Raw genomic sequence first — 26679 nt, forward strand, 5'->3', positions numbered from 1 at the left:
GTTTTATGCGGCCACAGCTTTCTAAAGGGAAGATTTTCGGTAAAGTCTTCCTTTTTTATTCCCTGGCAGGGCTGGTTGGCTGGCCTTTTGGCCAGAGTATGTTGTTTATGTTACTGCTGAGCTTTTATTTGCTGGCATCTAACTATCATCACCTGTTTTTAATCACCAAATGGCTTTGGCATGATCGCAAGTTAACTCCGCCGGAAGGCAAAGGTTTCTGGCAACAGATATTCGATGGTATTTATTACCAGCAGCGACGTGAGCGGAAAAAGCGCAAAGAGCTGCGCAACCTGGTGCGACGCTTCCGCGACGGTGCGGAAGCATTGCCTGAAGCGGTTGTGGTGCTGACCAGCGACTGGACTATTATCTGGTGTAATAAGCTGGCTCAGATGCTGGTCGGCTTGCGCTGGCCCAGTGACGAGGGCCAGCGGATTGACAACCTGGTACGTAATCCGGAATTTCAAAGCTTTTTAAAGCAAAAGCAGTTTCAGCAGCCGCTGGAAATCAGCGCCAGTGGCAGTAGCAATTTGGTGCTGGAATGCAAAATGATGCCTTACGGCAGCGAGCAATACTTGCTGATTATCCGGGACATCACCCAGTTGAAACAACTGGAGCAAATTCGCAAAGATTTTGTCGCCAATGTTTCGCATGAGCTACGCACCCCGTTAACGGTGCTGCAGGGCTACCTGGAAGTCATTGATTCCGAGCGTTTGCCCGAGCCGGCCATGTGGCAAAAAGCCCATACGGTGATGCTGGAGCAAACCAAACGGATGGATGGTTTGGTGCAGCAGTTGCTGACCTTGTCGCGGATTGAAGCCTCGGCCCGGGTGCAGTTTGACGATGAAGTTGATGTGCCGGCCATGTTGGCGACTTTGGAGCAGGAAGCCCAGGCGCTGAATCACGAAAAACAGCACAAAATTAATTTTAATATTGAAGCTGATTTAAAAGTAACCGGGGTTACAGAAGAATTGCGCAGTGCCTTTTCTAATCTGGTGACCAATGCTATCAAATACACCCCGGCCGGGGGCGAAATCAGTGTCAGCTGGCAGCGCCAGCATCAACGGGCGATATTTGCGGTAAATGATACCGGCGAGGGCATAGCGCCGCATCATGTGAAACGGTTAACTGAACGGTTTTACCGGGTAGACCAGGCGCGGGCCCGCAATACCGGGGGCACCGGTCTGGGCTTGGCTATCGTTAAACACGTATTATCGCGCCACAATAGCCAGCTGATGATTTTCAGTGAACCCGGTCGCGGCAGTAGTTTTTCGTTTACCCTCCCGGCTGAGCTGGTGCTGGGTAATAATAAAACCGCGCCGCTTAAAAAAGCCAAATTTAAAGTTAAATAACCGTAACCGGCCTGGCTTACGTTACGGCCTGGGCCAGCAGCGCGCAATGACTTTTTCAGCAGCCTTACCCAGTACATCCTGCTCCAGGCCCTCGGCCCGGCCAAGGAAGGTTTGCGCCAGTTCCCGATCGGCCATCAGGGTCGCGACCAGCTCAATAGCATCGGCAATGGTGGTGGCATTTTCAAAATAGCGGACATGGTGGCGGCTATCCGCCAGCAGGTCATCTGACTCATCACACCATTTGGTAAATACCAGTTTGGCTAACTCGCGCGAGCGGGCTTGTGGGCCGCCAAAAACAATAAAAAAGCTATCTGACGTCGGAATATCAAAGCGGCTGGTAAGCAAGGTTAACTGACGATGTAATTGTTTAACCTCATCTTCCGCGCTAAGAACCAGTAATTGCGCGAATACCGGCTCCAGCGCGTTAGCATAGCGCTGGATCTGCAAGTGGTTAATTGTTCCGTGTTTCTGAGCATCGCCAAGCAGCTGGCGAATGATGGCAGCTATCGCGCTGGCCAGTTCAGGCGCCGCCTCACTTTTAATTTGTGGTAACCAGTTTGCTAGCAGTGATACTGCGTACTCCGGGGCTGAGTGCAGTAACGTGTAATAGGCTGCCAGGGTGCTATGGGCCAGCGCTTTTAACTGATGATAGGTTTCACCATTTACCGTAAACTCCTGAATGTCATCGCCGCAGCTGGCGACCAACCTGTTATCCATCCGGATAATCAGTAATACTTCGCCCTGGCTGAGTTTATTTTTAAAATCCTGTTTGCGCCTGGCATAGCATTGATGAAAATGCTGGTTAATTTTGCCCAGTGGCGAGCTGACCGGCTCAGCGGCAGTATCTTTTAACGGGGAGCTCAAGGTAAGTGCTCCCCACCTGTTACACCGATAACTTCAGCGGTAACATAGCTGGATTCCTGGGACGCCAGATAGACATAAGCCGGGGCCAGCTCGGCCGGTTGGCCCGGGCGACCCAGCGGCACATGTTTACCAAAATTGTCCAGCTTTTCCGGGGGCTGGCCACCGCTTTGCTGCAACGGCGTCCAGATAGGGCCCGGCGCAACGGCATTAACCCGGATACCTTTATCAATAAGCATTTTGGCCAGTGCCTTAGTAAAGCTGGTGATAGCGCCTTTGGTTGAAGCGTAATCCAGCAGGCCAGCAGATGGCTGATAAGACTGAATAGAGGTGGTATTGATAATACTGGCTCCGGCTGGCATATGCGTGAGCGCCGCTTTGCAAAGCCAGAACATAGCAAACACATTGGTGGTAAAGGTCTGGGTAAATTGCTTTGTGCTCAGATCTGCCAGGTCAGCAACAAACTGTTGCTTGCCGGCGTTATTAACCAGAATATCAATGCTGCCAAGCTTGCTGATGGTCTGAGCCACTAACGCTTTACAAAAAGCTTCATCAGCAATATCACCCGGTACGCCATAGGCATTTACCCCGGCTTTTTTTAGCTGTTGTAAGGTGGTTTCAGCATCAGGCTGTTCGCTCGGCAGGTAACTAATTACCACATCAGCGCCCTCCCGGGCAAAAGCAATGGCTACAGCGCGGCCAATGCCGGAGTCGCCACCGGTGATCAGGGCTTTACGGCCCTGTAAGCGACCGCTGCCCTGATAACTGTCTTCACCATGGTCGGCCTGCGGGCTGAGCTTGGTATCAAGGCCCGGGTCGGGTTGTGATTTGTCATAATGGGTATCGCCGGTGGCGTATTGTTTGCGGGGGTCTTGCATTGCGTATTGATTACGAGCGTTCATTAAGCACCTCCAGGCTGTTGGCAGGGACAATAGTGTTTAACTGAAGCAGGTTTTATGCCCAGAATGAGCAGTCAGTAATCAATCGCGTGGTTATTGAATTTGCGGCCGGCAGCAATAACATATCGCAGCTAACCAGGGCAGGGCACAGCTCTGAGAGTGAATATCTTACCGCCTGGTCACGTAAAACTTGCAGAGTGATTGCGTATCGAACCAATACTTTTTAGTTGCAGCGGCCTGGCCGTTCAGGCATCTGCTGCAAATTATGCAATAGCGGCGTTATCAGAGGCGCATTAGCTTGCGCCGTTTGTTGCAATACAAGGGTTATCCAGTCTGGCAACTGTGGGTTTAGCCGGTAAAACACCCACTGTCCCTGCCGGCGAGCAAGCAATAAGCCGGCTTTCCTTAGAATGTTCAGATGGCGGGATACTGTGGGCTGAATAAGCCCGGTTGCCCCGGTCAGCTCGCAAACGCACAGCTCGCCTTGCCTGATAATCAGCATGGTTAGCTGCAAACGCTGTTGTTCAGCCAGTAACTTAAAAAAATTGACCGGATCAATCACTTAACCCTAACCTCTTTATCGTAAAGTAGTACGAACATATTCAGGCGTTCAGCCAGTTCATGGATGGTGGTTTCATAGGTTTTATCAGTATTGCCGACTTTAGGGTCGGGAAAGTCCCAGCTTAGTACGTGGTTAGCGGCAAGCCCTTCTGCACACTCCTGATTGGCTTTACTACATAAGATAATGGCGTAGTCGATATCAATGTCGGTCAATTCTTTAAGTGACTTTGAACTGAGGTTAGTTGTACTGAAATGATTGTCTTGCAGGGCTTTCAGCGCTTTGTTATCGGGCGCAGACGGTGCGGTGCCGGCACTGAATACTTCAAAACGATCACTATACCGCTGTCTGGCGATAGCTTCAGCCATTAACGAGCGGGCTGAATTTTCCGTGCAAATAAAAACGACAGTTGGCTTTTTCATATATACCTCACTATGCATATGCACTAAAGTATATATACGTATTGGTTTATATCAATCAGTTTTACAGCGCAGTTTTTCGAAAACAGTTGTTATGATGATCATTAACCATACCGCAGGCCTGCATATGGGCGTAAATAATAGTAGAGCCGACAAACTTGAAGCCGCGTTTCTTTAAATCTTTACTAAAGGCATCTGACTCCGGACTGGTGGCGCGAAAATCTGCCGGGCTGGCAATGCTGTTCTGCTGAGGTTTGCCATCGACAAAACGCCATTGATAGTTGCTGAAGCTGCCAAACTCGGCCTGCACCTCCAGAAAGCGGGCGGCATTGTTGATTGCGGCCGCTACTTTTAAGCGGTTACGGATAATGCCCGGGTTTTGCAGTAATTCAGCGGCTTTGGCCTCATCAAAACTGGCCACTTTAACCGGGTCAAAATCAGCAAAAGCCTGACGGTAATTGTCGCGCTTTTTTAAAACTGTATACCAGCTTAGCCCCGCCTGGGCGGCTTCCAGGGTTAAAAACTCAAACAGCTTAGTATCGTCATACACCGGTACGCCCCATTCAGTATCATGGTAGGCAACGTAATCGGGTTTGCTTAAATCAACCCAGTGGCAACGGCATAAGTCACTGCTCATTTTGCCTCCTGTGCAACCTCTTGTGGCGGTGCGGCCAGGTAATCCAGCGCTAAGCCGGTTAATGCCCGCACGCCAGTTATCAAAGCGTCTTCATTGACATCAAACATCGGTGAGTGGTTAGGGGGGACCTCACTAAGCGGGGTGTTATCCGGGGAAATGCCTAAAAAGAAAAATACCCCTGGAATTTGCTGCTGATAAAACGAGAAATCTTCCGCGCCGGTAATCGGCTTGATTGGCGCCACGCCGTTGTCGCCAGCTGCCCATGTAAGGCTTGGCATGGCCCAGTCGGTCAGGGCCGGGTCGTTCCAGGTTACCGCCGCAAAATTATGTACATGAAAATCGGCCTCAGCACCGCTGGCCTTGGCAATATGTTCGCTGGTATGGGCCATCCGCGCGATCAAATCTTCGCGCATCTCGCTGTCGAAGGTGCGGATGGTGCCTTCTAGTTTTACGTCATCCGGGATAATGTTCCAGCGGATACCACCATGTACCTGTCCAAATGATACTACTGCAGGAGCCTTGGTCACATCTAACTGCCGCGCCGGAATAAGGTTAATGGCATTAATCAGCTGACCGGTGACGTTTATCGGGTCTATGCCGCGCCAGGGGCTGGAACCATGCACCTGCTTGCCTTTCACCGTTATCTGAAAGCTGTCGGCAGCGGCCATAATGCCTTCGGTTTTCACCTGCAGCTGGCCAGGCTCACCCGGCCAGACATGCAGGCCAAAAATAGCGGTGGGCGTCGGGTTGGTAAACAGACCTTCGGCCAGCATCATTTTCGCGCCACCTTCTTCGCCAGCTGGCGGGCCTTCTTCGGCAGGTTGGAATACAAACATAATAGTGCCGGCAAGCTCGGCTTGTTGCAGGCTTAGCACTTCGGCGGCACCCATAAGCATCGCAACATGGGCATCGTGACCACAGGCATGCATTACCCCGGTTTGCTGGCCATTAAACTCGCTAACGACTTTGGACGCAAAGGGTAAGCCGGTTTGCTCGGTTACCGGCAACGCATCCATATCGGCCCGCAACGCCACCACGGGCCCGGGTTTAGCCCCCTTTAAAATGCCAACCACACCGGTATGAGCAATGCCGGTACGTACTTCAAGGCCCAGTTTTTCTAAATGCGCTGCAACCTTAGCGGCGGTGCGCACTTCACGGTTCGACAGCTCCGGGTGCTGGTGAATATCGCGCCGCCAGTCAATGACCTTGGGCATTACGCTCTGTATCGACTTTGCCAGCTCAGGCCGCTCTTCGGCGACGGCCAGTGGCGCATATAAAAAAGGTAATACAGCAAGGCTTAGCAGTGACAGGCGCATAGGAGTTCCAGAACAGTGGCCAACAAGTACTCTTACCTTAAGCGCTGTCTGCCAAAAAGCCAAGCTGTTATAACCAGGCTATTTTAAACCGGCTGCTCCACACCGCTTATTATAACCAGCCTTTGCGTTTAAAAAACCAGTAAGGCGCAAAGCCAGAAAGGAGCATCAACCCCAGGGCCCATGGATAACCCAGCAGCCACTCCAATTCAGGCATATGGCTGAAGTTCATGCCATAGGCACTGGCCACCAGGGTAGGCGGCAGAAATACCACGGCCGCAATTGAGAAGGTTTTAATAATCTGGTTTTGGCGGATATTAATAAAGCCCTGGGTTGAGTCCATCAGAAAGTTGATTTTATCGAACAAAAAGGTGGTGTGGGACATCAGGGTTTCAACGTCGCGCATAATTTCGCGCAGAGTTTCTTCGTGAGCGGGCCGGCCTTTCAGGTTACGCAGCAAAAAAGATATATCGCGTTGGGTATCCATTAAACACAAGCGGATTTTTCCATTGCTGTCTTCCAGCCGCGCCATTTTGCTGATGGCCTGATAAAGCTCTGAGTCTTTTTCTTCCAGCACCAGATGACTGACTTCTTCCAGCTGGCGGTGTAAATCTTCCACGGTATCGGCATGGTTTTCTACTTTTTGCTCGAGAATAGTGACCAGCAGCCCGGCCGGATCAGAGCAGCTTACCTGGCCACGCCGCGCCCGTAACCGCAGCAGCCGGAAATCAGCAATGTCGTCTTCACGAATAGTAATAAGACGCTCATTTTGCAAAATACAGGCAACAGTAACCGTAACGTGGCGCCCTTCCTGCGGCGCCAGAAACAGCGAATGAACATGAATGCCCGCCTGATCAACAAAACAACGGGCGGACGCTTCAATTTCTTCCACATCATCTGACTCGGGCAGCTCAACGCTGAGCAGGGTACTTAGCAGTTCCCGCTCCGGCTCAGTAGGCTCATGCGCATCTATCCAATGCGCGGTGCGCATCAGCTCCAGATCATCAGTGGCCCCAGCTACCGGGATCTCGCGGATAATGCTCTGGTCAATTGTAAATAAGCGGATCATAGCGTCTCCACAAAGTGCTTAGCTATAAAGACCTGTGTTTGCGACAGTTTTTATAGTTGCTGGTTTAAATCAGGTTAAAGTACAGTTTAACACAGCGAATCGGCAGGCTACTGTTTGGCTTTAGTGCATCACCTTATAACGCGGCAAAATAGGCCTGATGCACCGGATGGCAAAGCGCTTTGGGCCGCAGGCTTTGTACCTCGGCGGTGGCATCGGCTTTACTATAGCCCAGTTCAGCCATTAATATTGCCGCCATTAAACCGGTGCGGCCTGAGCCACCTTTACAATGAATCGCTACAGTGTTATCCGCTTGTAACAACGACAATATTGCTGCTTTATGGTTAGCATATCCCTGCTCAAAAAGTGCAGCAGGGGCGCAGTCATCGGCGATGGGCAGCTGGAACCATTGCAGACCAAACTCTTCACAAATAGCACCGACATTTTCAGCATTATTCTGGCTAAGTTCAGTGTCGGGCATCAGGGTAATAACGGCCGCTGCGCCAGCGGTTTTTAACTGTGCTATCGAATTAGCCACATCGGTGCCCTTAGTGCCGGGACAGGGCGTGAAAATAAGCTTGCCTGTGGTCAGGTTTAACATATCAAATGGGTGAGTCATCATATCTCCTGTGTTAGTTGTCTGGTGAAGCAGGTTGCCAGCGTTGCTCAGCTAAACCAGTGCCGGGTTCTATTGGCAAAATATACCAGTGATAACATCACTGGTACTTCGACTAATACGCCAACAACGGTGGCTAAAGCAGCGCCGCTGTTTAAACCAAATAAGGCTATCGCGACGGCAACCGCCAGTTCGAAAAAATTCGACGTGCTGATCATGCAGGCCGGGGCCGCAATGTTGTGCGGTAGGCGCATTTTTATCGCCGCTATGTAAGTAATGGCAAAAATGCCGTAGGTTTGGATCAGTAATGGTATGGCAATCAGCAGAATAATCAGTGGATTGGCGACGATAGTTTGTGCCTGAAAGCCAAATAGCAGTAAAACGGTTGCCAGTAAACCAATCATCGACCAGGGCTTGGCGTTTGCCAGAAACTGGCCAATCCGTTGCTCATTGCTAGCACTGTTCAGTTTTTTGCGGGTCAGTACCCCGGCGACCAGCGGTAACAGCACATAAAGCAGTACTGATAACAGCAAGGTTTGCCAGGGCACCACGATATCACTTACCCCCAGCAACAAGGCGGCTAAAGGCGCAAAGGCGAATATCATAATAATGTCATTAATTGACACCTGCACCAGGGTGTAATTAGCATCACCTTTGGTCAGCTGGCTCCAGACAAATACCATGGCGGTGCAGGGGGCCACGCCAAGTAAGATCATGCCTGCGATATATTCGTTTGCGCTTTGTGGGTCGACTAAACCGGCAAAAAACACTTTAAAAAACAACCAGCCCAGTGCGGCCATGGTAAAGGGTTTTACCAGCCAGTTCATTACCAGCGTTAACATCAGGCCTGTTGGCTTTTTACCGACATCTTTAATCGCACTGAAATCTATCTGGACCATCATCGGGTAGATCATCAACCAGATCAGCACCGCCACCACCAGGTTAATCTGGCCGTATTCCAATGCGGCAATGGCTTGAAATGCTGCAGGGAAAAGATTGCCCAGCAGCACGCCAGCGACAATACACAAGCCCACCCAGACCGATAAATAACGTTCAAAAATGCCCATGCTAAGTTCTGACTGCAATTTAATAAATGATAGCGCGATTAAAACAGATTAAGCAGACCGATGACTAGCTTTACTTAGAAGTGTCAGCGCATTCGCCCCGGAAATGTCTGCGGAAAAGTAATTACAAGAACTGGTTAAAATCTGAGCTACAACTCCCGGCAGGGCTGTGTTAGGCTAAAAAGTATTAACAGGAGGTACGATGAGTAATTGTAGCCAGCCAAAATCGTCCGCACTGGTTGTCGAAGGTGGCGCAATGCGTGGCATTTTTGCCGCTGGCGTGCTGGATGCGTTTATTGAGCAGCAACATCAGCCGTTTCAATTTGCCATTGGCGTCTCTGCCGGCTCGACTAACTTAATTGGTTATTTAGCCGGGGATCATGGCCGCAGCCGGCAAATTTTACTGGACCACGCCAGACGAGCTGACTTTTTAAATTGGCGTCGTTATTTGAAAGGCGGCCATTTTTGCGATGTCAGCTGGTTATGGCATGCCTCTTTTGATGACGTTCCCCTCAATGTTGAGCACTATCTGTGCCGCCAGGTACCGCTGTACGCAGTAACAACCAGTGTCAGTACCGGGCTGGCGCATTATTTTGAGGTGACAGGAGACAATATGCATCAGCTGTTTCCGGCCTCGTGTGCGATTCCGTTAATGTACCGGGACTTTCCGCAAATTAACGGCGAGCAGATGACCGACGGCGGCCTGGCTGATGCCATTCCGGTGCTGAAAGCTTATGCTATGGGCGCCCGGGATATTACTGTTATTTTGTCGCAACCTTTAGGCTACCGCAAACGTACCAGCCGGCTGCCAGTTCTTATGAAGCCGTTTTTCAAACAGTATCCCCAGATGTTCAGCGCTGTATTAAGCAGAACTGAACGATATAATCAGGCACTGGATTTTATTGCCAGACCGCCTGCTGATTGCAGGGTTCGGGTGGTTGCACCGCCGGCAGATTTTGCTGTTGGCCGCTTTTGTCAGCATCCACAGCAGCTGGAAGCGGGTTATCAGGCGGGCCGGATAAGCGGCTTGCAACAGGTTAAGGCGAGCCGGGAGTCGTTGCAGCTCTGTCAGGCGGCAACGGCTTAACATAACTACTGCTTTACTAAGCCCTTAGTAAATTGGTAAGCCTTCAGTAAACCACAGTCTCTGGCAGGTTCGGGCAGTCGAGCCGGAACGCAATTTTCTTCAGCGCTTTTTGTTCCTGCTGCAAGTCAGCCGATAACACACTTTGCTGAGCCAGCCACTCTGGTGGCAACACCAGCTGCAATTGCTGAGCACTGGCGCTGACAGTAAACTCCGGCACGAAATCGTCGCGCCGCTTCTGATTCAGTAACACTGCCAGCCGCAACAGGACCAGCAGGTTTATTACCTGGGGCAACTGGTACAAACTGAAAATGGGCAATTCATCTGCCCGGATTTTGCGCCGGTGAAAGCGTACCAGGCAAGCGAGTAGTTGCTGCTGCTCCTGGTTAAAGCCCGGCAGGTTGGCGTTTTGCAGAATATAAGCCGAGTGCTTCTGAATACCGGACGAATTAATATGTAAGCCGATTTCAAACACCCGACAGGCAAAACTAAGCAATAAACCATCGTCGTCTGTCAGTTGCCAGGCCGCTTGTACCTGATTAAACAAAGCCTCTGCGGTTTGTTGCACCCGCTGTGTTTGTGCCTCGTCAACGGTATAGCGGCGCATCATGCTGCTGATAGTATGCTCGCGGATATCGTGATGCTGCAACCGCTCGCTCATCTCATATAACACGCCTTCACGTAGCGCGGCATCGACATACACCATCTCATCAATTTGCAGCATATTAAAAGCGGCAATCAGAATAGCCAGGCCAGGGCAGAGCAGTAGCTTGCGATCGTCAGTTAACCCGGTTAGTTCCAGTTCACTGGCATGATTATATTGCAGCAAATGGCGTTTGAGTGCGGTTAAATCATTCAGGCGAAGGCTGCTGTTATTCCAGCCCAGGCCACTAATGACATCTTTGATGGTTTTAATGGTGCCAGAGGTGCCGACAGCCTGCTGCCAGCCAGCATTGCGAAAGCTGCTGACGATAGGCTCTAGCTCCTGTTCGGCTTGCAAAATGGCACGCTCAAAGCGCCGAGGGCTAATTTTACCCTGAGCGAAATGGCTCTGGCCATAGCTGACACAGCCCATATTGCGGCTGCTTAAACGCAGTGGCTGCAAGCCTTCCCCAATGGCAAATTCGGTACTGCCGCCGCCAATATCGATTACCAGCCGTTTGGCGCTGAAATGTTCAAAGTGAGCCACACCCTGATAGATAAAGCGCGCTTCTTCCTGGCCGGATATGACCTCTATCGGAAACGGGAAAACGACTTTGGCCCGGCGCAAAAATGTGGCAGAGTTGCGGGCCCGACGCAGGGTGTAGGTAGCAATGACCCGCACCGCATTCGGCGCAAAAGGCTGTAATGTATCGGCAAACTGTGCCAGTACCTGTAAGCCACGTTCAATGGCTTCTTCGCTCAGCACCAGCTCATCATTCAGGCCTTCGGCTAACTGTACTTTTTGTTTTTCCCGGTGCAACAGTTGCAAAGAACCGTCAATTACCCGGGCAATAACCATATGAAAGCTATTGGAGCCGAGATCAACGGCCGCCATATAGTCGGCGTTCGAGGACGCTGTCTGTTCAGGATCTGTCAATTTTCTGTATCAACCTGTACCGCCTGTTGTCGCGCCAGGAAATGGTAAATTTCCTGCTGGGAACGCAGATTGCGTTTATTACCGCGTTTAACGTAAGCGTTGGAATGTTTGCCGTCAATAATACGCGCCTTAACGTTATCCCGCCACTGGATATCGAGCGTGCTGATAATTTGCTGCTTAATCCGGTTGTCATATACCGGCACGCCAACCTCAACCCGTTGATCAATATTGCGGGTCATCCAGTCTGCTGAGGAGATATACAGCGCGGTATCGCCGCCATTATGGAATAAGTAAACCCGGGCATGCTCCAGATAACGGTCCAGCACGCTGATGATTTTAATATTCTGGCTTTTTCCCGGCAACCCCGGCAACAAGGAGCACATACCGCGGATGATCATCCGGATTTTGACCCCGGCCTGACTGGCCTTATATAACAGCTGGACGATTTCCTCATCGACCAGATTATTCACTTTTAAAAATATTTCGGCTTTACGGCCACTGGTGGCAAAGTCAATTTCGCGCTGAATTAAACTAAGTAACCGTGGCCGGCTCCAGGTGGGTGAGACAATCAAATGCTGGAAATTGAAAGGCCGATAAGAGTATTGAATAAATTCGAATACCTGATCAATTTCAGTGGTGATTTCACTATGGCAGGTAAACAGGCTCATGTCGGTGTAGATACGGGCTGTTTTCTCATTAAAATTGCCGGTACCGATATGGCCGTAGCGAATGGCTTTACCTTTTTCCTGCCGGGTAATTAAACAGAGTTTCGAGTGGATTTTTAAGGTGGTCTGGCCAAAAATCACTTCGATACCGGCATCGGTCATCCGCCGCGCCCAGTTAATGTTATTTTCTTCATCAAAGCGGGCTTTTAACTCCACTACCACGGTGACTTTTTTACCATTGCGCACCGCATCCAGCAACGAATGAATAACCCGTGAGTGTTTAGCCACCCGGTACATGGTCATTTTAATATGGCTGACTTTCGGGTCGAACGACGCCTGACGCACCCATTCTGTAAAATAACTGAAGTTGTGGTACGGATAATACAGCAAAATATCGGTGGCCCGGATCGCATCAAAACTGGTGGGATAGTGCTCGAAATCCGGGCTGGGCAATGGCTCCATCGGCGGAAATTCCATGCTCTGATGGCCGAGGTTCGGAAAGCCAATAAAATCTTTAAAATTGCGATAGCGACTACCGGCAATCAGCGCATCAGTAGAGCTGGTACCGAGTTGTTTAGTCAGTACTTTTAGCATTTGTTCGGGCATAGCCGCATCGTAAACCAGCCGGGTTGGCTCCGATTTCAGACGCTGGCGAATACCTTTAGACATTTTGTCAATCAGGCTCTGATCCAGGGTGTCGCTGATATTGTACTCGGCGTCCCGGGTCAGCTTTAAAGAAAAAGTGCAAATGCTATCGAACTGAAAAAAACCGTTAAATAAATCACTGGCACAATGGTTAATAATATCGTCCAGCAATAATATCTGCCGTCGGTAGTGGCCGTTCTTTTTGCGGGTATTCAATTGCAGTGGCAATTCAATAAAGCGTGACACTTCAGCCGTGGGTACTTCAATAATGGCATAGTCGGGCTTACCACTACCGGTCATTTCTACCATCAGATAGGTGGTGTTATCCTCCAGAATTTTGCTGAGTGAGCTATCGGTGCTGGAAAGGATAATCGGCGAAATATGCCGTTTTACTTCGCTGCGGAAAAAGGCTTTTACCCAGGCAGACTGTGCTTCAGTCAGTTTGCTGTCATCAATAAGCTCAATATTATGCTTGCGCAGCTCCAGCTGAATATCCAGATAAATTTTATTGAACTGCTTGCCCAACTCTTTTACCTGCTGCTGAATTTGCTGCAGCAGGGTTTCTGCGTCTTCGTGCTCCCAGGTCTGATATTTCTTCAGCAGGATCCGCCGTTTTACATCCGCGACCCGCACCCGGAAAAATTCATCGAGATTATTCGAGTAGATGCCTAAAAATCGCAACCGCTCTATGGGTGGGTTACGGGTATCGGCTGCTTCTTGCAATACTCGGCCATTAAAGGCCAGCCAGCTGAGTTCGCGCGGAAATAACGGGTAGTCAGGGTGCGCCCCGTGTTTTGGGTGTTGTGATGCCGGCTGATCCATTTTGATTGCTCCTGCTTACTGCCTGCAAAGCACACTATGGCATTTTTGTGACAAAATGATGAAACACGCAACCCAGCAATAAGCTGGGTGCAGTTTTGATCATGAGTTGTGGATATCGTCTAAGTAGTGGGCTTTTGGCCTACTCAGGTTTCTACATCAACCACAATATCGGCAGCAATAGCCTCCAGCGCTTTAATCACTTCGTCACGACTCAGGCCGGCAGGCAGTTGCACGGTCGCTTCGGCATGAAACAGCGGTACCCCCCAGTTTGGCGCGCTTTGTTTATTACTGGAAAACTGGACGATATTGGTGCCTTTATGTTTAATCACCGACGATAGCTCGCGGACGATGCCGGGGCGATCATTGCCGGTTATCACAAAGCGTAACTGCTGTTGTTTATTCAGCTCACTTTGCTCACCTTGTTGCACTTTAATGTCTAAATCACTGATTTCACTCAGTGAGGTAACCAGAGCGCCCAAGTCTGGCTCTGCCACTTCTATTTGCACAATACCAGCAAAATAACCCGCAAGATGGCTTAAGTTACTGGCCATCCAGTTACCGTTATGGTCGTTGACGACTCTGGCTAACTGCTCTACCAAACCTGCTTTATCTTTACCAATAACGGTAAGGACTAACTGCTTCATATCGATATTCCCTTACTATCACTATAGGTTGAACCGCCGTTGACGCGGTAAGTTATGCTCAATAAACGTTAAAAAGTGTTTTAGAGTGTAGACACAACTTTCTGATTTTAAAACGCTACCTGACAAATTATTTTTGGTTTGCTGTCTTGTCGTGCGTTGCTGTTATAAGATAGCCCCAGCAAGTCAGACAGGATGGGTATAAAACAAATGGTGCCAACCAGATGGCGAACAATATTGCCGGTGCTGATACTCATTATTAGCAATGCCGCTGTGCCACAAGTGGCCGCCCGATCTGACAGTACCTTATCCAGCGTTGGTTCAGATACCCTGCAACAGGTTATGCAGCTTTGGGCCGAAGAATATCGCCGTCGTCACCCGGCAGTAAATTTTCAGATCCAAAGCATCGGTTCCTCTACCGCGCCAGTAGCACTAATAGAGGGCACCGCCCAGCTGGGGCCAATGAGCCGCACTATGCGCCAGACCGAATTACAGCAGTTTGCTGAGCGCTTTGGTTACCCACCAACCGCAGTACCGGTAGCGATTGACTTACTTGCCATCTATGTTCATCCCGAAAATCCGTTAAGCCAGCTGAGCCTGAGCCAGCTGGATGCAATGTTCTCTATAAACCGGCGCTGTGGCGCGCCAGATGATATAACGACCTGGGGCCAGCTGGGGTTGAGCGGGCAATGGCAGCAACGTTTTGTCAGCCTGTATAGCCGTAATTCAGTGTCTGGTACCTACGGCTATTTTAAACAGCACGTGTTGTGCAATGGCGATATCAAAGCCCGTACTAACCAGCTGGCCGGGTCGTCTGCCATGCTCAGGGCGATAAGTCAGTCGGTGGCTGGCATTGGTTACTCTGGGATTGGTTATGCGACGAAAGAGGTCAAAGTATTGCCGTTAGTTACGGCCGACGGTAGGGTGATTGCACCCACGGCCGCTAATGCCCTGGCCGGAGACTACCCGCTTGCCAGACAGCTGTATGTTTATGTTAACCGGGTGCCGGGCCAGCCGTTGACCGCAAACGAGCAGGCCTTTTTCGATCTGGTGCTGTCTGCCACTGGCCAGCAGTTAGTGGGGCAGGATGGCTTTTTACCGTTGCCCGCTGAGGAAATCCGCTTCTGGCGTCAGGAGCTGGGGTTACCCGCAAGGCCGGCATCGTTATGACACTGCCACGGCCGTTAAAACAGCGCAACTCATACCGGTTGCAGCGTCGCCGGCGCTGGTACAACCGGCTGTTACATGCAGTAATTGGTTTATCTGGCGTCAGCGTGGTATTGATGCTGGCGGCCTTGTTTATTTATTTATTCAGCGAAGTGGTACCGTTATTTCGTGATGTCAGCGGCACAGCGCTGCCGCCGGTGCTAACGCAGTACCGGTCCGCGCCTGAACAGACAGACGCGGGCGGACACCCCTCTGGCTGGTCAGCTGAACCGGCCTTTAGGGCAGTTTCCGGCAATGGCGACTATACGCTGCTGGCAACAGCTGACGGTAACGCCTGTCTTTATTCAGAAAAATTTAGCCTGAGTTGCTTACAACAGTGGCAGCTGACGGCAACCAACGATACCCTGACCAGCTTACGCTGGCTGGCTGCAGATCAGGCAGTGCTGGCCGGTTATCAGAGTGGCCGCCTGCAGCAGTGGTTTTTGCTGGCAGAGAACAGTAACGCTGCCCATTTGCGGCTGATACGGGAACTGCCGGGCCAGCAGGCTGCGATAATCCATATAGCGCCCGAGCATAACCGGCGGGGCTTCGCTACGCTGGCGGCTGATGGCCGGCTGGCGTTATATTACTCGGCGATGGCCAGGCCGCTGTGGCAACATGCCAGCGGTATTACTGATGCCGCTGCTTTAGAATTCTCTGAAGATAATCAGCAGCTTAACGTGTTCACTTCGACTAGTCAGCATGCCTATGCCATCGATAATCCGCACCCCGAGGTAAACTGGCAAACCCTGTGGCATAGCGTCTGGTACGAAGGTTTTGCCCGGCCTGATTTTGTCTGGCAGACGTCTTCTGCTGCTGATGATTACCAGCCGAAATTCTCATTAGTTCCGATAACCGCTGGTACCCTGAAAGCAGCCTTTTACGCCATGCTTTTTGCCGCACCACTGGCTGTAATGGCAGCCATTTATACCGCTTGTTTTCTGCCGGCCGGGCCGCGTCGCCGGATTAAAGGCTTAATTGAGCTGATGGCGGCGTTTCCTACTGTTATTCTGGGGTTTATTGCCGCAGTCTGGCTGGCACCGATTATTGAAAGCCATCTGTTGGCGTTATTGCTATGGGTCGTATTGCTGCCACTGAGTATTCTGGCGCTGGCAGCGCTATGGCCCCGGTTGCCGGTTAGCTGGCGGCAACATTGTAGTGGCGGACGGGAAATACTGCTACTGATGGCGTGGCTGGCGTTGGTGAGCATTTTAGTATTTGTCGTGGCACACCGTCTGGACAGCACATTATTTGCCGGTGGTTTACGGTTGTATCTGGATCAGCTGGGTATTTTTTATGAACAACGAAATGCGCTTGTTATTGGTATTGCGATGGGTTTTGCGGTGGTTCCGGGTATTTTCACTATCGCAGATGATGTGCTGTATCAGGTACCACCGCAGCTAACCCGCGGCGCCTTGGCGCTGGGCGCTACGCAATGGCAGACTGTGCTGCGGATCAGCTTGCCACTGGCTGCACCAGGGTTGATTGCCGCCATTCTGGTCGGTTTTGGCCGGGCAATTGGTGAAACCATGATTATTCTGATGGCAACCGGTAATAGCCCGATAACTAATTTTAATATATTTGAAGGACTGCGCAGTTTAACCGCCACCCTGGTTATAGAACTGCCTGAAGCGACAGTTGGTAGCAGTCAGTTCAGAGTGTTATTTGTAGCCGCCTTAGTCTTGCTATTGTTTACCTTCGTTGCTAATACTGCCGCTGAGGTTATCCGGCAGCGGTTACGCAAAAAGTATCAGAGGTTGTAGCCATGCTCGCTAACTGGTTTCGTCAGGGTACGCCCTGGATTTGGTTAAACGCCGGCGCAGTAGCATTGAGCCTGTTGCTGGTGGGTGGGTTACTGGCGTTTATTGTGGTGCAAAGTATCGGCGTGTTCTGGCCCGGCGATATGCAGGGCAATATTAGCAACAAACTCTTGCAATATCTGGTTAACTGGTGGCAATTCCTTAGTGGTTCATCGGCCGATGGCGGTATATTTCCGGCGATACTCGGTACGGTGCTGATGGTGCTGCTGATGTCGGTATTGGTGACACCATTAGGGGTATTGGCGGCAGTCTATTTACATGAGTATGCCAAAGAGGGGCCGCTGCTCCGCCTGATCCGGGTGGCTGTGCACAACCTGGCGGGAGTACCTTCTATTGTGTTTGGCGTGTTTGGCCTCGGTTTTTTTGTTTATTTTCTTGGCGGTAGCATCGACAATCTGTTTTATCGTGACAGTTTGCCGACACCAACCTTTGGCACGCCTGGCCTGTTATGGGTATCTTTAACCCTGGCGCTCCTGACCCTGCCAGTGGTAATTGTGGCGACTGAACAGGGGCTGGCTGGCATTCCAAAAAATCTGCGGCTGGGATGTTTCGCCCTGGGCGCAACCAAGGCAGAAGTTATCTGGAAAATTGTGTTACCCCAGGCATCGCCGGCGATGGTAACGGCGTTGATGCTGGCGATAGCCCGCGCCGCCGGTGAAGTCGCGCCGCTGGTGTTTGTCGGTGTGGTGAAATCTGCACCTTCGCTGCCGCTAAGCAGCGAATTTCCCTATCTGCAGCTGCAACAGAAAATTACCAGTCTAAGTATGCATATTTATGATGCCGGTTTACAAAGCCCCGACGCGCAGCGGGCTGAGCCGCTGGTCTTTGCCTCAGTGCTGGTGCTGATCACCTTAATATTTATAATGAATCTGACGGCTTATCGCTTGCGCAAGCGTTTAAATTCGCGCTATCGCCACCAGTCGGTCTCAGAGTAATAAAACTGTAACAATAGTAGGGTAGGATATGACGGCAGAGGTTACCGCAAAATTGGAAGTGCACGATTTATCGCTGAAATTTGCCGATAAAACCGTGTTGCAGCAAGTTAATTTGCGCATTCCTGAGCATAAAATTACCGCCTTTATCGGCCCGTCAGGCTGCGGTAAGTCTAGCTTATTGCGCAGTTTTAACCGGATGAATGAGTTATTAGAAGACACTGAAACAACGGGCAGGGTGCTGCTGGATGGTCAGGATATTTACCATGCTGCGGTTGAAGTGGCCGAGCTCAGGCGTCGGGTGGGTATTGTTTTTCAAAAGCCGAATCCCTTTCCTCACAGCATTTACGAAAATGTGGCTTTTGGCCTACGCTTACAGGGTATTAAGCAGGCCCGTCAGCTGGATGAGTTGGTTGAGTCGGCGTTACGTAAAGCCGCATTATGGGAAGAAGTACGCGACCGGTTACATGACAGTGCGGTTAATTTATCCGGGGGTCAGCAACAGCGTCTGGTTATTGCCAGAGCGATAGCGATAGAACCGGAAGTGCTGTTACTGGACGAGCCCGCGTCAGCGTTAGACCCGATTTCAACGCTGAAGATTGAAGAACTGATGTACGACTTAAAACAGCACTATACTCTGGTTATAGTGACACACAATATGCAACAGGCTGCCCGGGTGTCGGATTACACCGCTTTTTTAAACATGGGCCAGCTGATAGAGTTTGATGAAACAAATAAAATGTTTACTGATCCCAGCCAGCGCGCCACCGAGGATTACATAACCGGACGCTTTGGTTAGCAGGTTCAGCAGACAGCACATTTACTAGCAGCAAGGGTCATTCAATGGACAAGTTAAATTTATCAAAGCATATCTCCAGTCAGTTTAACGAAGAGATAGAGCAGGTTCGTAACCACGTGATGGCGATGGGCGGCTTAATTGAAAGACAGCTGTTTGATGCCCTGGAGGCCATTGCCAATAGCGACAGCGAGTTGGCGCAACAAGTCATTCAGAACGACTTAAAGGTAAACGACTGGGAATTGCAGATAGATCAGGAGTGCACCCGGATTATTGCTAAGCGCCAGCCAGCGGCCAGTGATTTACGCTTGATCATGGCAATTTTAAAGACTATTGCTGATCTGGAACGGATTGGCGATGAAACCCGGCGTATTGCCAAGGTAGCGCTGGAATCTTTTAACAGTGCGCAGCAGGATTTACTGGTTAATCTGGACAATCTGGGCCGGCATGTCGGTCAGATGTTACACGATGTGCTGGATGCATTCGCCAGAATGGATGTGGAAGCGGCGCTGACAGTGCATAAAGAAGATAAAAAAGTCGACCGCGAATACGAGTCTATCACCCGCCAGTTAATGACCTATATGATTGAAGACCCACGCTCCATTCCAAAGATTATGAATGTACTCTGGTCGGCCCGATCGCTGGAGCGGATTGGTGATCGCTGTAAGAACCTGTCTGAATACATTATCTTTTTTGTTAAAGGTAAAGTGGTTCGTCACAGCTCAGAAGAAACCCTTGAGAAAGAAGCCCGCAGCTGACTTTTTCGAAACTGGCTCGCTTTTTTGAAACGCCTCAACCAGACTTCTGGCTGAGGCGTTTCTGTTTTATCTGCTAATATTTCATTTTTATTGCGGTTTGATTGCAGTTACAATGCGCGCCGACCTTATTCACCCTGAATATTATGAGGCCACACTATGCCAGGTAATACTTTTTTATCCGTGTTTGCCAAGTCACCGATAAAACCTATTGAAGAACACATTCGCAAAGTACACGAAGCCAGTGAGTTGTTATTGCCTTTTTTTGCGGCGGTGTATCAGAAAGACTGGATTAAAGCGGCTGAGGTGCGAAAAGACATCGTTACCCTGGAAAAAGATGCAGACAAGATGAAGCGGGAAATCCGGATTAATTTGCCTCGTGGCTTATTTCTACCGGTTGATCGTACCGATATTCTGGAGCTCGTGGCACAGCAAGATAAAATTGCCAATAAAACCAAGGATATCTCCGGCCGGGTGCTTGGCCGTGAACTGGAAATTCCTGTCGCTATTCAAACCGATTTTCATGCCTACATTCAGCGCTGTATTGACGCAACGGCGATGGCATCGGAAGCCATTAATGAACTGGATGAATTACTCGAAACCGGCTTCCGGGGCCGGGAAGTGGATCTGGTGATTAAAATGGTTGAACAACTGGACGCTATTGAACACGACACTGACGAAATGCAAATAAAGCTGCGTAAGGCCGTGCGGTTGGCGGAAGCCGAACTGAATCCGGTTGATGTGATGTTTTTGTACCGGACAATCGAGTGGATTGGCGATTTAGCCGACATTGCCCAGAAAGTGGGTTCCCGCTTAGAAATTATGCTAGCCCGTTAATTTAAAAAGGTATTGCTGATGGATATTATTCAATCATACGGCCTCATTCTGATTATATTGGCTGCAGTTTTTGGTTTTCTGATGGCCTATGGTGTTGGCGCCAACGACGTGGCCAATGCCATGGGAACCTCGGTCGGTTCCAAAGCGCTGACGATTAAACAAGCTATTTTTATTGCCGCTATTTTCGAATTTGCCGGTGCCTACCTGGCCGGTGGCTCCGTGACTTCTACCATTCGCGGCGGAATTACCGATGCCGCGTTTTTTGTCGACACGCCTGAGCTGATGGTATACGGCATGATAGCGGCCCTGCTGGCGGCTGCAACCTGGCTGATTGTCGCGTCATACTTTGGCTGGCCGGTATCTACCACCCACTCCATTGTTGGTTCTATTATTGGTTTTGCCGCAGTAGGCGTGGGTATTGACGCGGTGCACTGGGACAAAGTCGGTGGTATTGTCGGCAGTTGGGTGGTAACGCCGATCCTGGCCGGTATACTGGCCTATATGTTTTTTATGAGTGCGCAGAAACTGATTTTCGATACCGATCAGCCCATTGTTAATGCCAAGAAGTATGTACCGTTTTATATGGCCTTTGCGGCCTTTGTGATGGCACTGGTAACAGTGCAAAAAGGTTTAAAACATATTGGCCTGGATATTAGTACCGCTAACGGTTATTTGCTGGCTATCGTGCTGGGGATTGTTGTCGGCTTGATTGGTAAAGTAGCCATCAGCCGGATAAAAATTGACCCGGCAGCAGACAAAAAAATGCAGTTTAACAATGTTGAGCGGATTTTCAGTGTGCTGATGATTACGACTGCGTGCTGCATGGCCTTTGCCCATGGCTCGAACGATGTGGCAAATGCCATAGGCCCGTTGGCAGCGGTGGTCAGCGTGGTCAGCTCGGGTGGCGAAATTGCCAGTAAAGCAGCACTGGCCTGGTGGATTTTACCGTTAGGCGGCATTGGTATTGTCATTGGTCTGGCAACGTTGGGGGCCCGGGTCATTAAAACAGTAGGGACGGCTATAACCCACTTAACGCCAAGCCGGGGTTTTGCTGCCGAGTTGTCAGCGGCATCAACAGTAGTTATTGCCTCGGGTGCTGGTTTACCGATATCGACTACCCAGACTCTGGTAGGTGCTGTGTTAGGGGTTGGCTTAGCCCGGGGTATCGCTGCGCTGAATTTAGGTGTGGTGCGCAATATCTTCATCTCCTGGGTTATTACTCTGCCTGTTGGTGCTGGCCTGGCCATTATTTTCTTCTATATATTGCAGTTCTTATTTACGCTGTAGCGATAAGGCAGCATATAAAAAGGGGCTGAATTTCAGCCCCTTTATTATTTTACCCTTGAGTAAATGGATCAGTGAATCGTTAGCAGTTAAGGCTGGTATTCGCTGATCAGCGTTAAGTCTCTGACTGCGCGAAAGCCATAAACTGACATATGCCATACGCCCGCTTCAGGGTTTGAGATAACACAGGTTTCCTCATTACCATTGCGGTTGGGCCGGCAATCATAGCTGCCTGCACTGGGTGTGCTGCCGTACTTCAGATATAAATCGGCATCGCCCCGGCCACCGGTAATGGTTACGCTCAGCTCTGCCATGCCTGCCGGTACGTCCAGCGTGTAGTGCTGCCAGCTGCGACGGCCAACATTAATATTGGTAATAGTTTCGCCACCGGCATCTGGCAGATCCGGGTCATCCGGTTCATCTTCAGCAATAAAGCTACCGGTCAGGCTAACGTCGGTAAAAGCCGAGTAACCAATTACTTTAACGTAATAGGTCCCTTCCATCGCCGGATCAATTTCACAACTTTCGTTGTTACCAGCCAGATAAGGCCGGCAATCGTAGTCGCCCAGGGTTGGTGCGGTACCAAACTTAACGTATAAATCAGCGTCGCCAGTACCGCCACTCATTACAAAAGACAAGTCAGTTGCCATGGCGGGTACATCCAGCGTAAACAGTAATTCTTCACCACCGGCGCCATCCAGGTTAGCTACCGTTTCACCATTTTCCAGTTCAGTTGCACCTGGTGGCGTCGGCTCGTCCGGCTCATCACCTGAACCGCTGCAGCCATATTCGGCCAGATAATCTACCGCATCTTTTGCCTGCACCAGGCCGAAACCGTAAGAGGTATCGCGGCCGGCTGCACCTAAGTCATCCGCGCTGGCCGCCAGGGCTGAACGGATCTCGGCATTACTGCAATCCGGGAAATGACTCCAGACCAGCGCGGCTACACCGGCAACGTGTGGTGATGCCATAGAAGTACCGCTCATCAGACCATAATTGCTGGCACCGGAGTTCAGATTGGCAATGCTGCCCAATTCAGCCAGCAACATCTGACCGTCTTCCTGAGAAACACTGACCGCTGGAATAGTAGAGGTTGTGCCCTCTACTGTACCGCTGAAATTACCCGACTCATTGTTATAAATAATGGCAGCAAGACCACCACCGGCCTGGCATGATTCTACTTTCTGGGAGAACGCCACTTCGCCACGGGAGATTAAGCAGACCTTCTCAGCGACATCAGTACAGGCTTCGAGCCCCAGACCACAGTCGGCAAACTCGGCGTTAACACTGCCACTGCCAGATTCTGACATAGGGTTGGCATCATAAAATACGCCGTTAACGCTCAGCTGAGCTTCCAGCGCAGTACCCTCGGGATAAGTTGAACGGACATCAACACCCGGGCCGGCCAATTCTACCTGCGCATTACGTTGTGAGAAATCTGCCAGGGTTTTACTGCTGTCTACTGCAGCAACAGAGACCACGGAGTCATATGAGGCCGGGTAAGACATTGCGGTGTTGCCATCATTACCAGCGGCAGCAATTAATAACAGGCCAGCATCGAAGGCCGCTTGCATGGCATTACTTTCCGTCGCGCTGGGGGCAGCACCACCCAGGCTCATATTAACCACAGTTGCCCCGGCATCCGCACAGGCGTTAACGGCGCTGGCAAGGGTTGAGGAATAGCCCCAGCCAGCAGCATTAAACACTTTAATAATGTGCATATTAAGCTGGCCGTTTGGCATAACGCCAACCACACCGGTATCATTGTTCAGGGCGCCGATAGTACCGGCTACGTGGGTGCCGTGCGGGCCGCCGGCATCAAACCAGTTGCCGGTACCCACATCATTGGTGCCGCTGATATTGCCTGAGGCGAAATCTTCATGTGGCAAACCCAGGCCTGAGTCGATAACACAGACGGTCTGATTAGAGGCGAACTCATCACTGACGAGGTCAGCCTGAACCATTGGAAAGCCATAAGGAATTTGCTGCATCAGCGGGTAACGACGTTGATCAACTTCGATTAATTCGATGGTCGGGTCGGCTTTCAATAAGTTTACCAGGCCCGGCCGCAGTTCGACTGCGATGGCCCGTTGCTCTGCCAGTAAGTGATGAACCTTTGCACCCTGCCGTTTTAATTTGCTGCTATTGTCGCCCAGGCGGGCCAGAATAGCGTCTTTGGTGCGTTTGTGGTGGCTTAACACGAAATCCTGTTGTTTGCTTAAACCCAGACTGCTGTCTTTATATTTAATGATATAGCGATTGTCATCAGTGCTGTTTTTAGCGGGGGCTGCTAATGCGCTGCTAACGGCAACAGCAAGCAGGCTACAGCTGGCAATGGCCAGTGGTTTGGTTAATTTGGACATGTTTCACCCTCCTGAGGTGATTTTTATAATAGATTTGTTCCTTCAAACTGGTTTACGGACTGCCCAACTCGCAACCAAGGGTCAATGTATGCACAACTCGTCTGTATCTGAATGGAGAAAATATTCCAGGGTACTGATGCGACATTGCTACAGATACATACAATGAGAACATCAAGTTATAACATATGGCTAATTGTTTCAATTTGTAATTTACAGAAAATACAAATATTAAATGTAAGTGTATGAAAAATAGTTTTTAAAAAAATTTAATGGTTAATTACTTGATTGTATTATCTAAAATGAAAACAAATGTTAATTCTAGCTGTTGCTCGACCCGGAGGCGGTGATCAGATATATTCATTCGTATAAATGTACAAATTTTGCTTTTTAATCGGAATTTGCAATGAAAAGATTACCCAGTGTAAAACAACTGCAGTATTTGCTGGCGTTACATGAACATCAGCATTTTGGCCGTGCGGCTGAGGCCTGTTTTGTTGGCCAGTCTACGCTCAGTGCTGCTATTGCCAATCTGGAAGAGACTATGCACACCCAGTTGCTGGAGCGCGATCATAAAACATTTATTTTCACGTCATTAGGTGAAGATGTGGTGCGTCAGGCGCGACATATTATTGAGCAATGCGAAGAGCTGACCGAATTTGCCAAGTCGCAAGGCAAACCAATGGCCGGGCCTTTTCGCCTCGGCTGCATTCCTACTATCGCCCCTTTTGTACTGAGCGAGGTAATGAGCTTATGCCGCGAGCGTTACCCTGATTTACAATTGCTGTTGCGCGAAGATACCACCGATAATTCGTTGCATGCATTGGCAGAGGGGCGCTTAGATATGGTGTTGCTGGCGTTGCCCTATGAAACTGGTGCGTTTCATACTGAAGTGCTGGCGCAGGATGGCTTCAAACTGGTGTTGCACAAAGACTGGCTGGGCCGGGGTTTTAATCAGGATATCAGCCAGTGGCCGGATGAAAGCATTTTTTTACTGGAGCGGGAGCATTGCCTGACCGGCCATGCCGTAAAAGCCTGTGAGTTAGAAGACAGCCGTAAGGTCAACCCATTTTTCGCCACCAGCCTGCATACCCTGACCCAGATGGTAAATAATAAACTGGGCGTGACCTTTATTCCGCAAATGGCGATTAACAGCGGCTTGCTGGAGAATACTGAACTTATTACTCAGCTGCCCACCAGCGGCAATGCATACCGCGATATAGGCGTAGCGTGGCGGCCGACATCAAGTAAGGCCCGAAGTTACCGCTTAATGACCAGCCTGATAAGTGAAGTATTACAACAAAAATGCCAGTAACTTTTGCTTAGGTTCTGCTAGAATACCGGCTGTTTTTTTACAGCCGTGCCTATGGTCGGTAAAGCCAAGGAACCCCGCTATGCAAACTAAAAGTATGCAAGTTAAAGACTTTTCATTCGAGTTGCCCGAGCAACTTATTGCCCGTTTTCCCAAAGCTGAACGCTCGAACAGCCGCTTGTTAGCTATGGATAAACACAGCGGCAAACTAAGCCATCATATTTTCAGAGACTTAACCGATTTTCTAACGCCTGGTGACTTGCTGGTGTTTAACAATACCAAGGTGATCCCGGCGCGTTTATTTGGCCAGAAAGCCTCAGGCGGTAAAGTTGAGGTACTGGTGGAGCGAATGTTAGACGATAAGCGCTTTTTAGCTCACGTCCGGGCCAGTAAAGCACCGAAGCCAGGCACTGTGTTAGTGCTGGAAAATTCAGCCGACGTGCGAATGAATCAGCGCCACGATGAGCTGTTTGAGCTGGAAGTGCTAAGCGATGAGCCGGTGCTGACCATGCTGGAACGTTTAGGCCATATGCCGTTGCCACCCTATATTGACCGGCCTGATACCGAGGAGGACAAGGCACGCTATCAGACGGTTTATAACGAAAAACCCGGTGCTGTAGCGGCGCCGACGGCCGGCCTGCATTTTGACCAGCCGCTGCTGGATAAACTGCAGGCTAAAGGCGTGGAGTTTGCTTATGTTACTTTGCATGTCGGCGCTGGGACGTTTCAGCCGGTGCGGGTAGATAATGTGCTGGAACATAAGATGCACGCCGAATATATCGAGGTGTCACAGCAGGTTGTTGATGCGATTACTGCTTGTAAAGCTCGGGGTAACAAGGTGGTGGCAGTTGGCACGACCTCAGTACGCTCGCTGGAATCAGCGGCGCAGCAGGGTGGGGGCCAGCTGATTAGCTACAATGGTGATACCCAGATTTTTATCTACCCTGGTTATCAGTTTAAGGTGATTGATGCGCTGATCACTAACTTTCATTTGCCGGAATCAACACTGATTATGCTGGTATCTGCGTTTAGCAGCCGCGAATATGTGATGAATGCCTATGATACGGCAATAAATGAGCAATATCGTTTTTACTCTTATGGCGATGCGATGTTTATTAGCTAAACATGCCAGATAAACAGGGGATAAGGTGTTTGCGC

At 50.2% G+C, this 26679-nt stretch carries 24 protein-coding genes and 1 pseudogene; 11 read left to right on the forward strand and 14 right to left on the reverse strand.

Features of this window, described 5'->3' with window-relative positions; all coding sequences use genetic code 11:
• The first annotated feature begins 5 nt into the window (after positions 1-5).
• Positions 6-1349 (forward strand): phosphate regulon sensor histidine kinase PhoR, encoded by a 1344-nt coding sequence (phoR, locus tag KG631_RS18145; RefSeq protein ID WP_214001069.1) that lies wholly within the window; start codon positions 6-8, stop codon positions 1347-1349.
• A 21-nt stretch (positions 1350-1370) separates the two neighbouring features.
• Here the strand turns inward: phoR and KG631_RS18150 are convergent, their stop codons facing one another.
• From KG631_RS18150 to arsB, 9 genes are all read right to left on the reverse strand, one after another.
• Positions 1371-2213, reverse strand: coding sequence for a hypothetical protein (locus KG631_RS18150; RefSeq protein ID WP_214001070.1), 843 nt, complete (start codon positions 2211-2213; stop codon positions 1371-1373).
• On the reverse strand, positions 2210-3112 hold the full coding sequence (locus KG631_RS18155) for an SDR family oxidoreductase (RefSeq protein WP_301003996.1): 903 nt from the start codon (positions 3110-3112) through the stop codon (positions 2210-2212). The genes KG631_RS18150 and KG631_RS18155 overlap by 4 nt, the downstream gene beginning before the upstream one ends.
• 220 nt (positions 3113-3332) lie before the next feature.
• Complete coding sequence (locus KG631_RS18160; RefSeq protein ID WP_214001071.1) at positions 3333-3671, reverse strand: metalloregulator ArsR/SmtB family transcription factor; 339 nt, start codon at positions 3669-3671, stop codon at positions 3333-3335.
• On the reverse strand, positions 3668-4090 hold the full coding sequence (locus tag KG631_RS18165; RefSeq protein ID WP_214001072.1) for an arsenate reductase ArsC: 423 nt from the start codon (positions 4088-4090) through the stop codon (positions 3668-3670). The genes KG631_RS18160 and KG631_RS18165 overlap by 4 nt, the downstream gene beginning before the upstream one ends.
• Positions 4091-4151: 61 nt before the next feature.
• Positions 4152-4724, reverse strand: coding sequence for a DNA-3-methyladenine glycosylase I (locus tag KG631_RS18170; protein ID WP_214001073.1), 573 nt, complete (start codon positions 4722-4724; stop codon positions 4152-4154).
• Positions 4721-6040 carry an amidohydrolase gene (locus KG631_RS18175; RefSeq protein WP_214001074.1) on the reverse strand — a complete coding sequence of 440 codons (1320 nt, stop codon included), beginning with the start codon at positions 6038-6040 and terminating at the stop codon, positions 4721-4723. The genes KG631_RS18170 and KG631_RS18175 overlap by 4 nt, the downstream gene beginning before the upstream one ends.
• A gap of 109 nt (positions 6041-6149) precedes the next feature.
• Entirely contained in the window at positions 6150-7106 is a 957-nt protein-coding gene (gene corA, locus KG631_RS18180; RefSeq protein ID WP_214001075.1) for a magnesium/cobalt transporter CorA, read from the reverse strand.
• 133 nt (positions 7107-7239) lie between these two features.
• Positions 7240-7722 (reverse strand): tyrosine-protein phosphatase, encoded by a 483-nt coding sequence (locus KG631_RS18185; RefSeq protein WP_214001076.1) that lies wholly within the window; start codon positions 7720-7722, stop codon positions 7240-7242.
• A gap of 47 nt (positions 7723-7769) precedes the next feature.
• Positions 7770-8786: an ACR3 family arsenite efflux transporter gene (arsB, locus tag KG631_RS18190; RefSeq protein WP_214001077.1), complete on the reverse strand. Its 1017-nt coding sequence runs from the start codon at positions 8784-8786 to the stop codon at positions 7770-7772.
• Positions 8787-8985: 199 nt separating this feature from the next.
• On the opposite strand from arsB, the gene KG631_RS18195 reads away from it, so the two are divergent.
• Entirely contained in the window at positions 8986-9870 is an 885-nt protein-coding gene (locus KG631_RS18195) for a patatin family protein (protein ID WP_214001078.1), read from the forward strand.
• A 43-nt stretch (positions 9871-9913) separates the two neighbouring features.
• On the opposite strand, the gene KG631_RS18200 is transcribed toward KG631_RS18195, so the two are convergent.
• From KG631_RS18200 to KG631_RS18215, 4 genes are all read right to left on the reverse strand, one after another.
• Entirely contained in the window at positions 9914-11446 is a 1533-nt protein-coding gene (locus KG631_RS18200; RefSeq protein ID WP_301003997.1) for an exopolyphosphatase, read from the reverse strand.
• Positions 11443-13578 carry a polyphosphate kinase 1 gene (gene ppk1, locus KG631_RS18205; RefSeq protein WP_214001079.1) on the reverse strand — a complete coding sequence of 712 codons (2136 nt, stop codon included), beginning with the start codon at positions 13576-13578 and terminating at the stop codon, positions 11443-11445. Before ppk1 ends, KG631_RS18200 begins: the two co-directional genes overlap by 4 nt.
• A 143-nt stretch (positions 13579-13721) precedes the next feature.
• Positions 13722-14222, reverse strand: coding sequence for an ACT domain-containing protein (locus KG631_RS18210; RefSeq protein WP_214001080.1), 501 nt, complete (start codon positions 14220-14222; stop codon positions 13722-13724).
• 107 nt (positions 14223-14329) lie between these two features.
• Positions 14330-14476 (reverse strand): hypothetical protein, encoded by a 147-nt coding sequence (locus KG631_RS18215; protein ID WP_214001164.1) that lies wholly within the window; start codon positions 14474-14476, stop codon positions 14330-14332.
• A 16-nt stretch (positions 14477-14492) separates the two neighbouring features.
• On the opposite strand from KG631_RS18215, the gene KG631_RS18220 reads away from it, so the two are divergent.
• The 7 genes and pseudogenes from KG631_RS18220 to KG631_RS18250 all read left to right on the forward strand — a co-directional run bounded on the left by KG631_RS18220 (position 14493) and on the right by KG631_RS18250 (position 21852).
• Entirely contained in the window at positions 14493-15389 is an 897-nt protein-coding gene (locus KG631_RS18220; RefSeq protein ID WP_365869407.1) for a phosphate ABC transporter substrate-binding protein, read from the forward strand.
• Positions 15386-17188, forward strand: coding sequence for an ABC transporter permease subunit (locus tag KG631_RS18225; protein ID WP_214001081.1), 1803 nt, complete (start codon positions 15386-15388; stop codon positions 17186-17188). Before KG631_RS18220 ends, KG631_RS18225 begins: the two co-directional genes overlap by 4 nt.
• A 125-nt stretch (positions 17189-17313) precedes the next feature.
• A pseudogene (pstA, locus tag KG631_RS18230) lies at positions 17314-18180 on the forward strand (phosphate ABC transporter permease PstA); the annotation flags it as partial.
• Between the two features lie 28 nt (positions 18181-18208).
• Complete coding sequence (pstB, locus tag KG631_RS18235) at positions 18209-18976, forward strand: phosphate ABC transporter ATP-binding protein PstB (protein WP_214001083.1); 768 nt, start codon at positions 18209-18211, stop codon at positions 18974-18976.
• Positions 18977-19020: 44 nt separating this feature from the next.
• Positions 19021-19731 (forward strand): phosphate signaling complex protein PhoU, encoded by a 711-nt coding sequence (phoU, locus tag KG631_RS18240; protein ID WP_214001084.1) that lies wholly within the window; start codon positions 19021-19023, stop codon positions 19729-19731.
• A 156-nt stretch (positions 19732-19887) separates the two neighbouring features.
• Positions 19888-20565 carry a TIGR00153 family protein gene (locus KG631_RS18245; RefSeq protein WP_214001085.1) on the forward strand — a complete coding sequence of 226 codons (678 nt, stop codon included), beginning with the start codon at positions 19888-19890 and terminating at the stop codon, positions 20563-20565.
• 18 nt (positions 20566-20583) lie between these two features.
• Entirely contained in the window at positions 20584-21852 is a 1269-nt protein-coding gene (locus KG631_RS18250) for an inorganic phosphate transporter (RefSeq protein WP_214001086.1), read from the forward strand.
• An 86-nt stretch (positions 21853-21938) separates the two neighbouring features.
• Here the strand turns inward: KG631_RS18250 and KG631_RS18255 are convergent, their stop codons facing one another.
• Positions 21939-24212 (reverse strand): S8 family serine peptidase, encoded by a 2274-nt coding sequence (locus KG631_RS18255; RefSeq protein WP_214001087.1) that lies wholly within the window; start codon positions 24210-24212, stop codon positions 21939-21941.
• A 403-nt stretch (positions 24213-24615) separates the two neighbouring features.
• On the opposite strand from KG631_RS18255, the gene KG631_RS18260 reads away from it, so the two are divergent.
• Positions 24616-25524, forward strand: coding sequence for a hydrogen peroxide-inducible genes activator (locus tag KG631_RS18260; protein ID WP_214001088.1), 909 nt, complete (start codon positions 24616-24618; stop codon positions 25522-25524).
• Between the two features lie 94 nt (positions 25525-25618).
• Positions 25619-26644 carry a tRNA preQ1(34) S-adenosylmethionine ribosyltransferase-isomerase QueA gene (gene queA / locus KG631_RS18265; protein ID WP_214001161.1) on the forward strand — a complete coding sequence of 342 codons (1026 nt, stop codon included), beginning with the start codon at positions 25619-25621 and terminating at the stop codon, positions 26642-26644.
• Positions 26645-26679: the final 35 nt, after the last annotated feature.

This window comes from Arsukibacterium sp. (assembly GCF_018402695.1).
Taxonomy (GTDB): Bacteria; Pseudomonadota; Gammaproteobacteria; order Enterobacterales; family Alteromonadaceae; genus Alishewanella.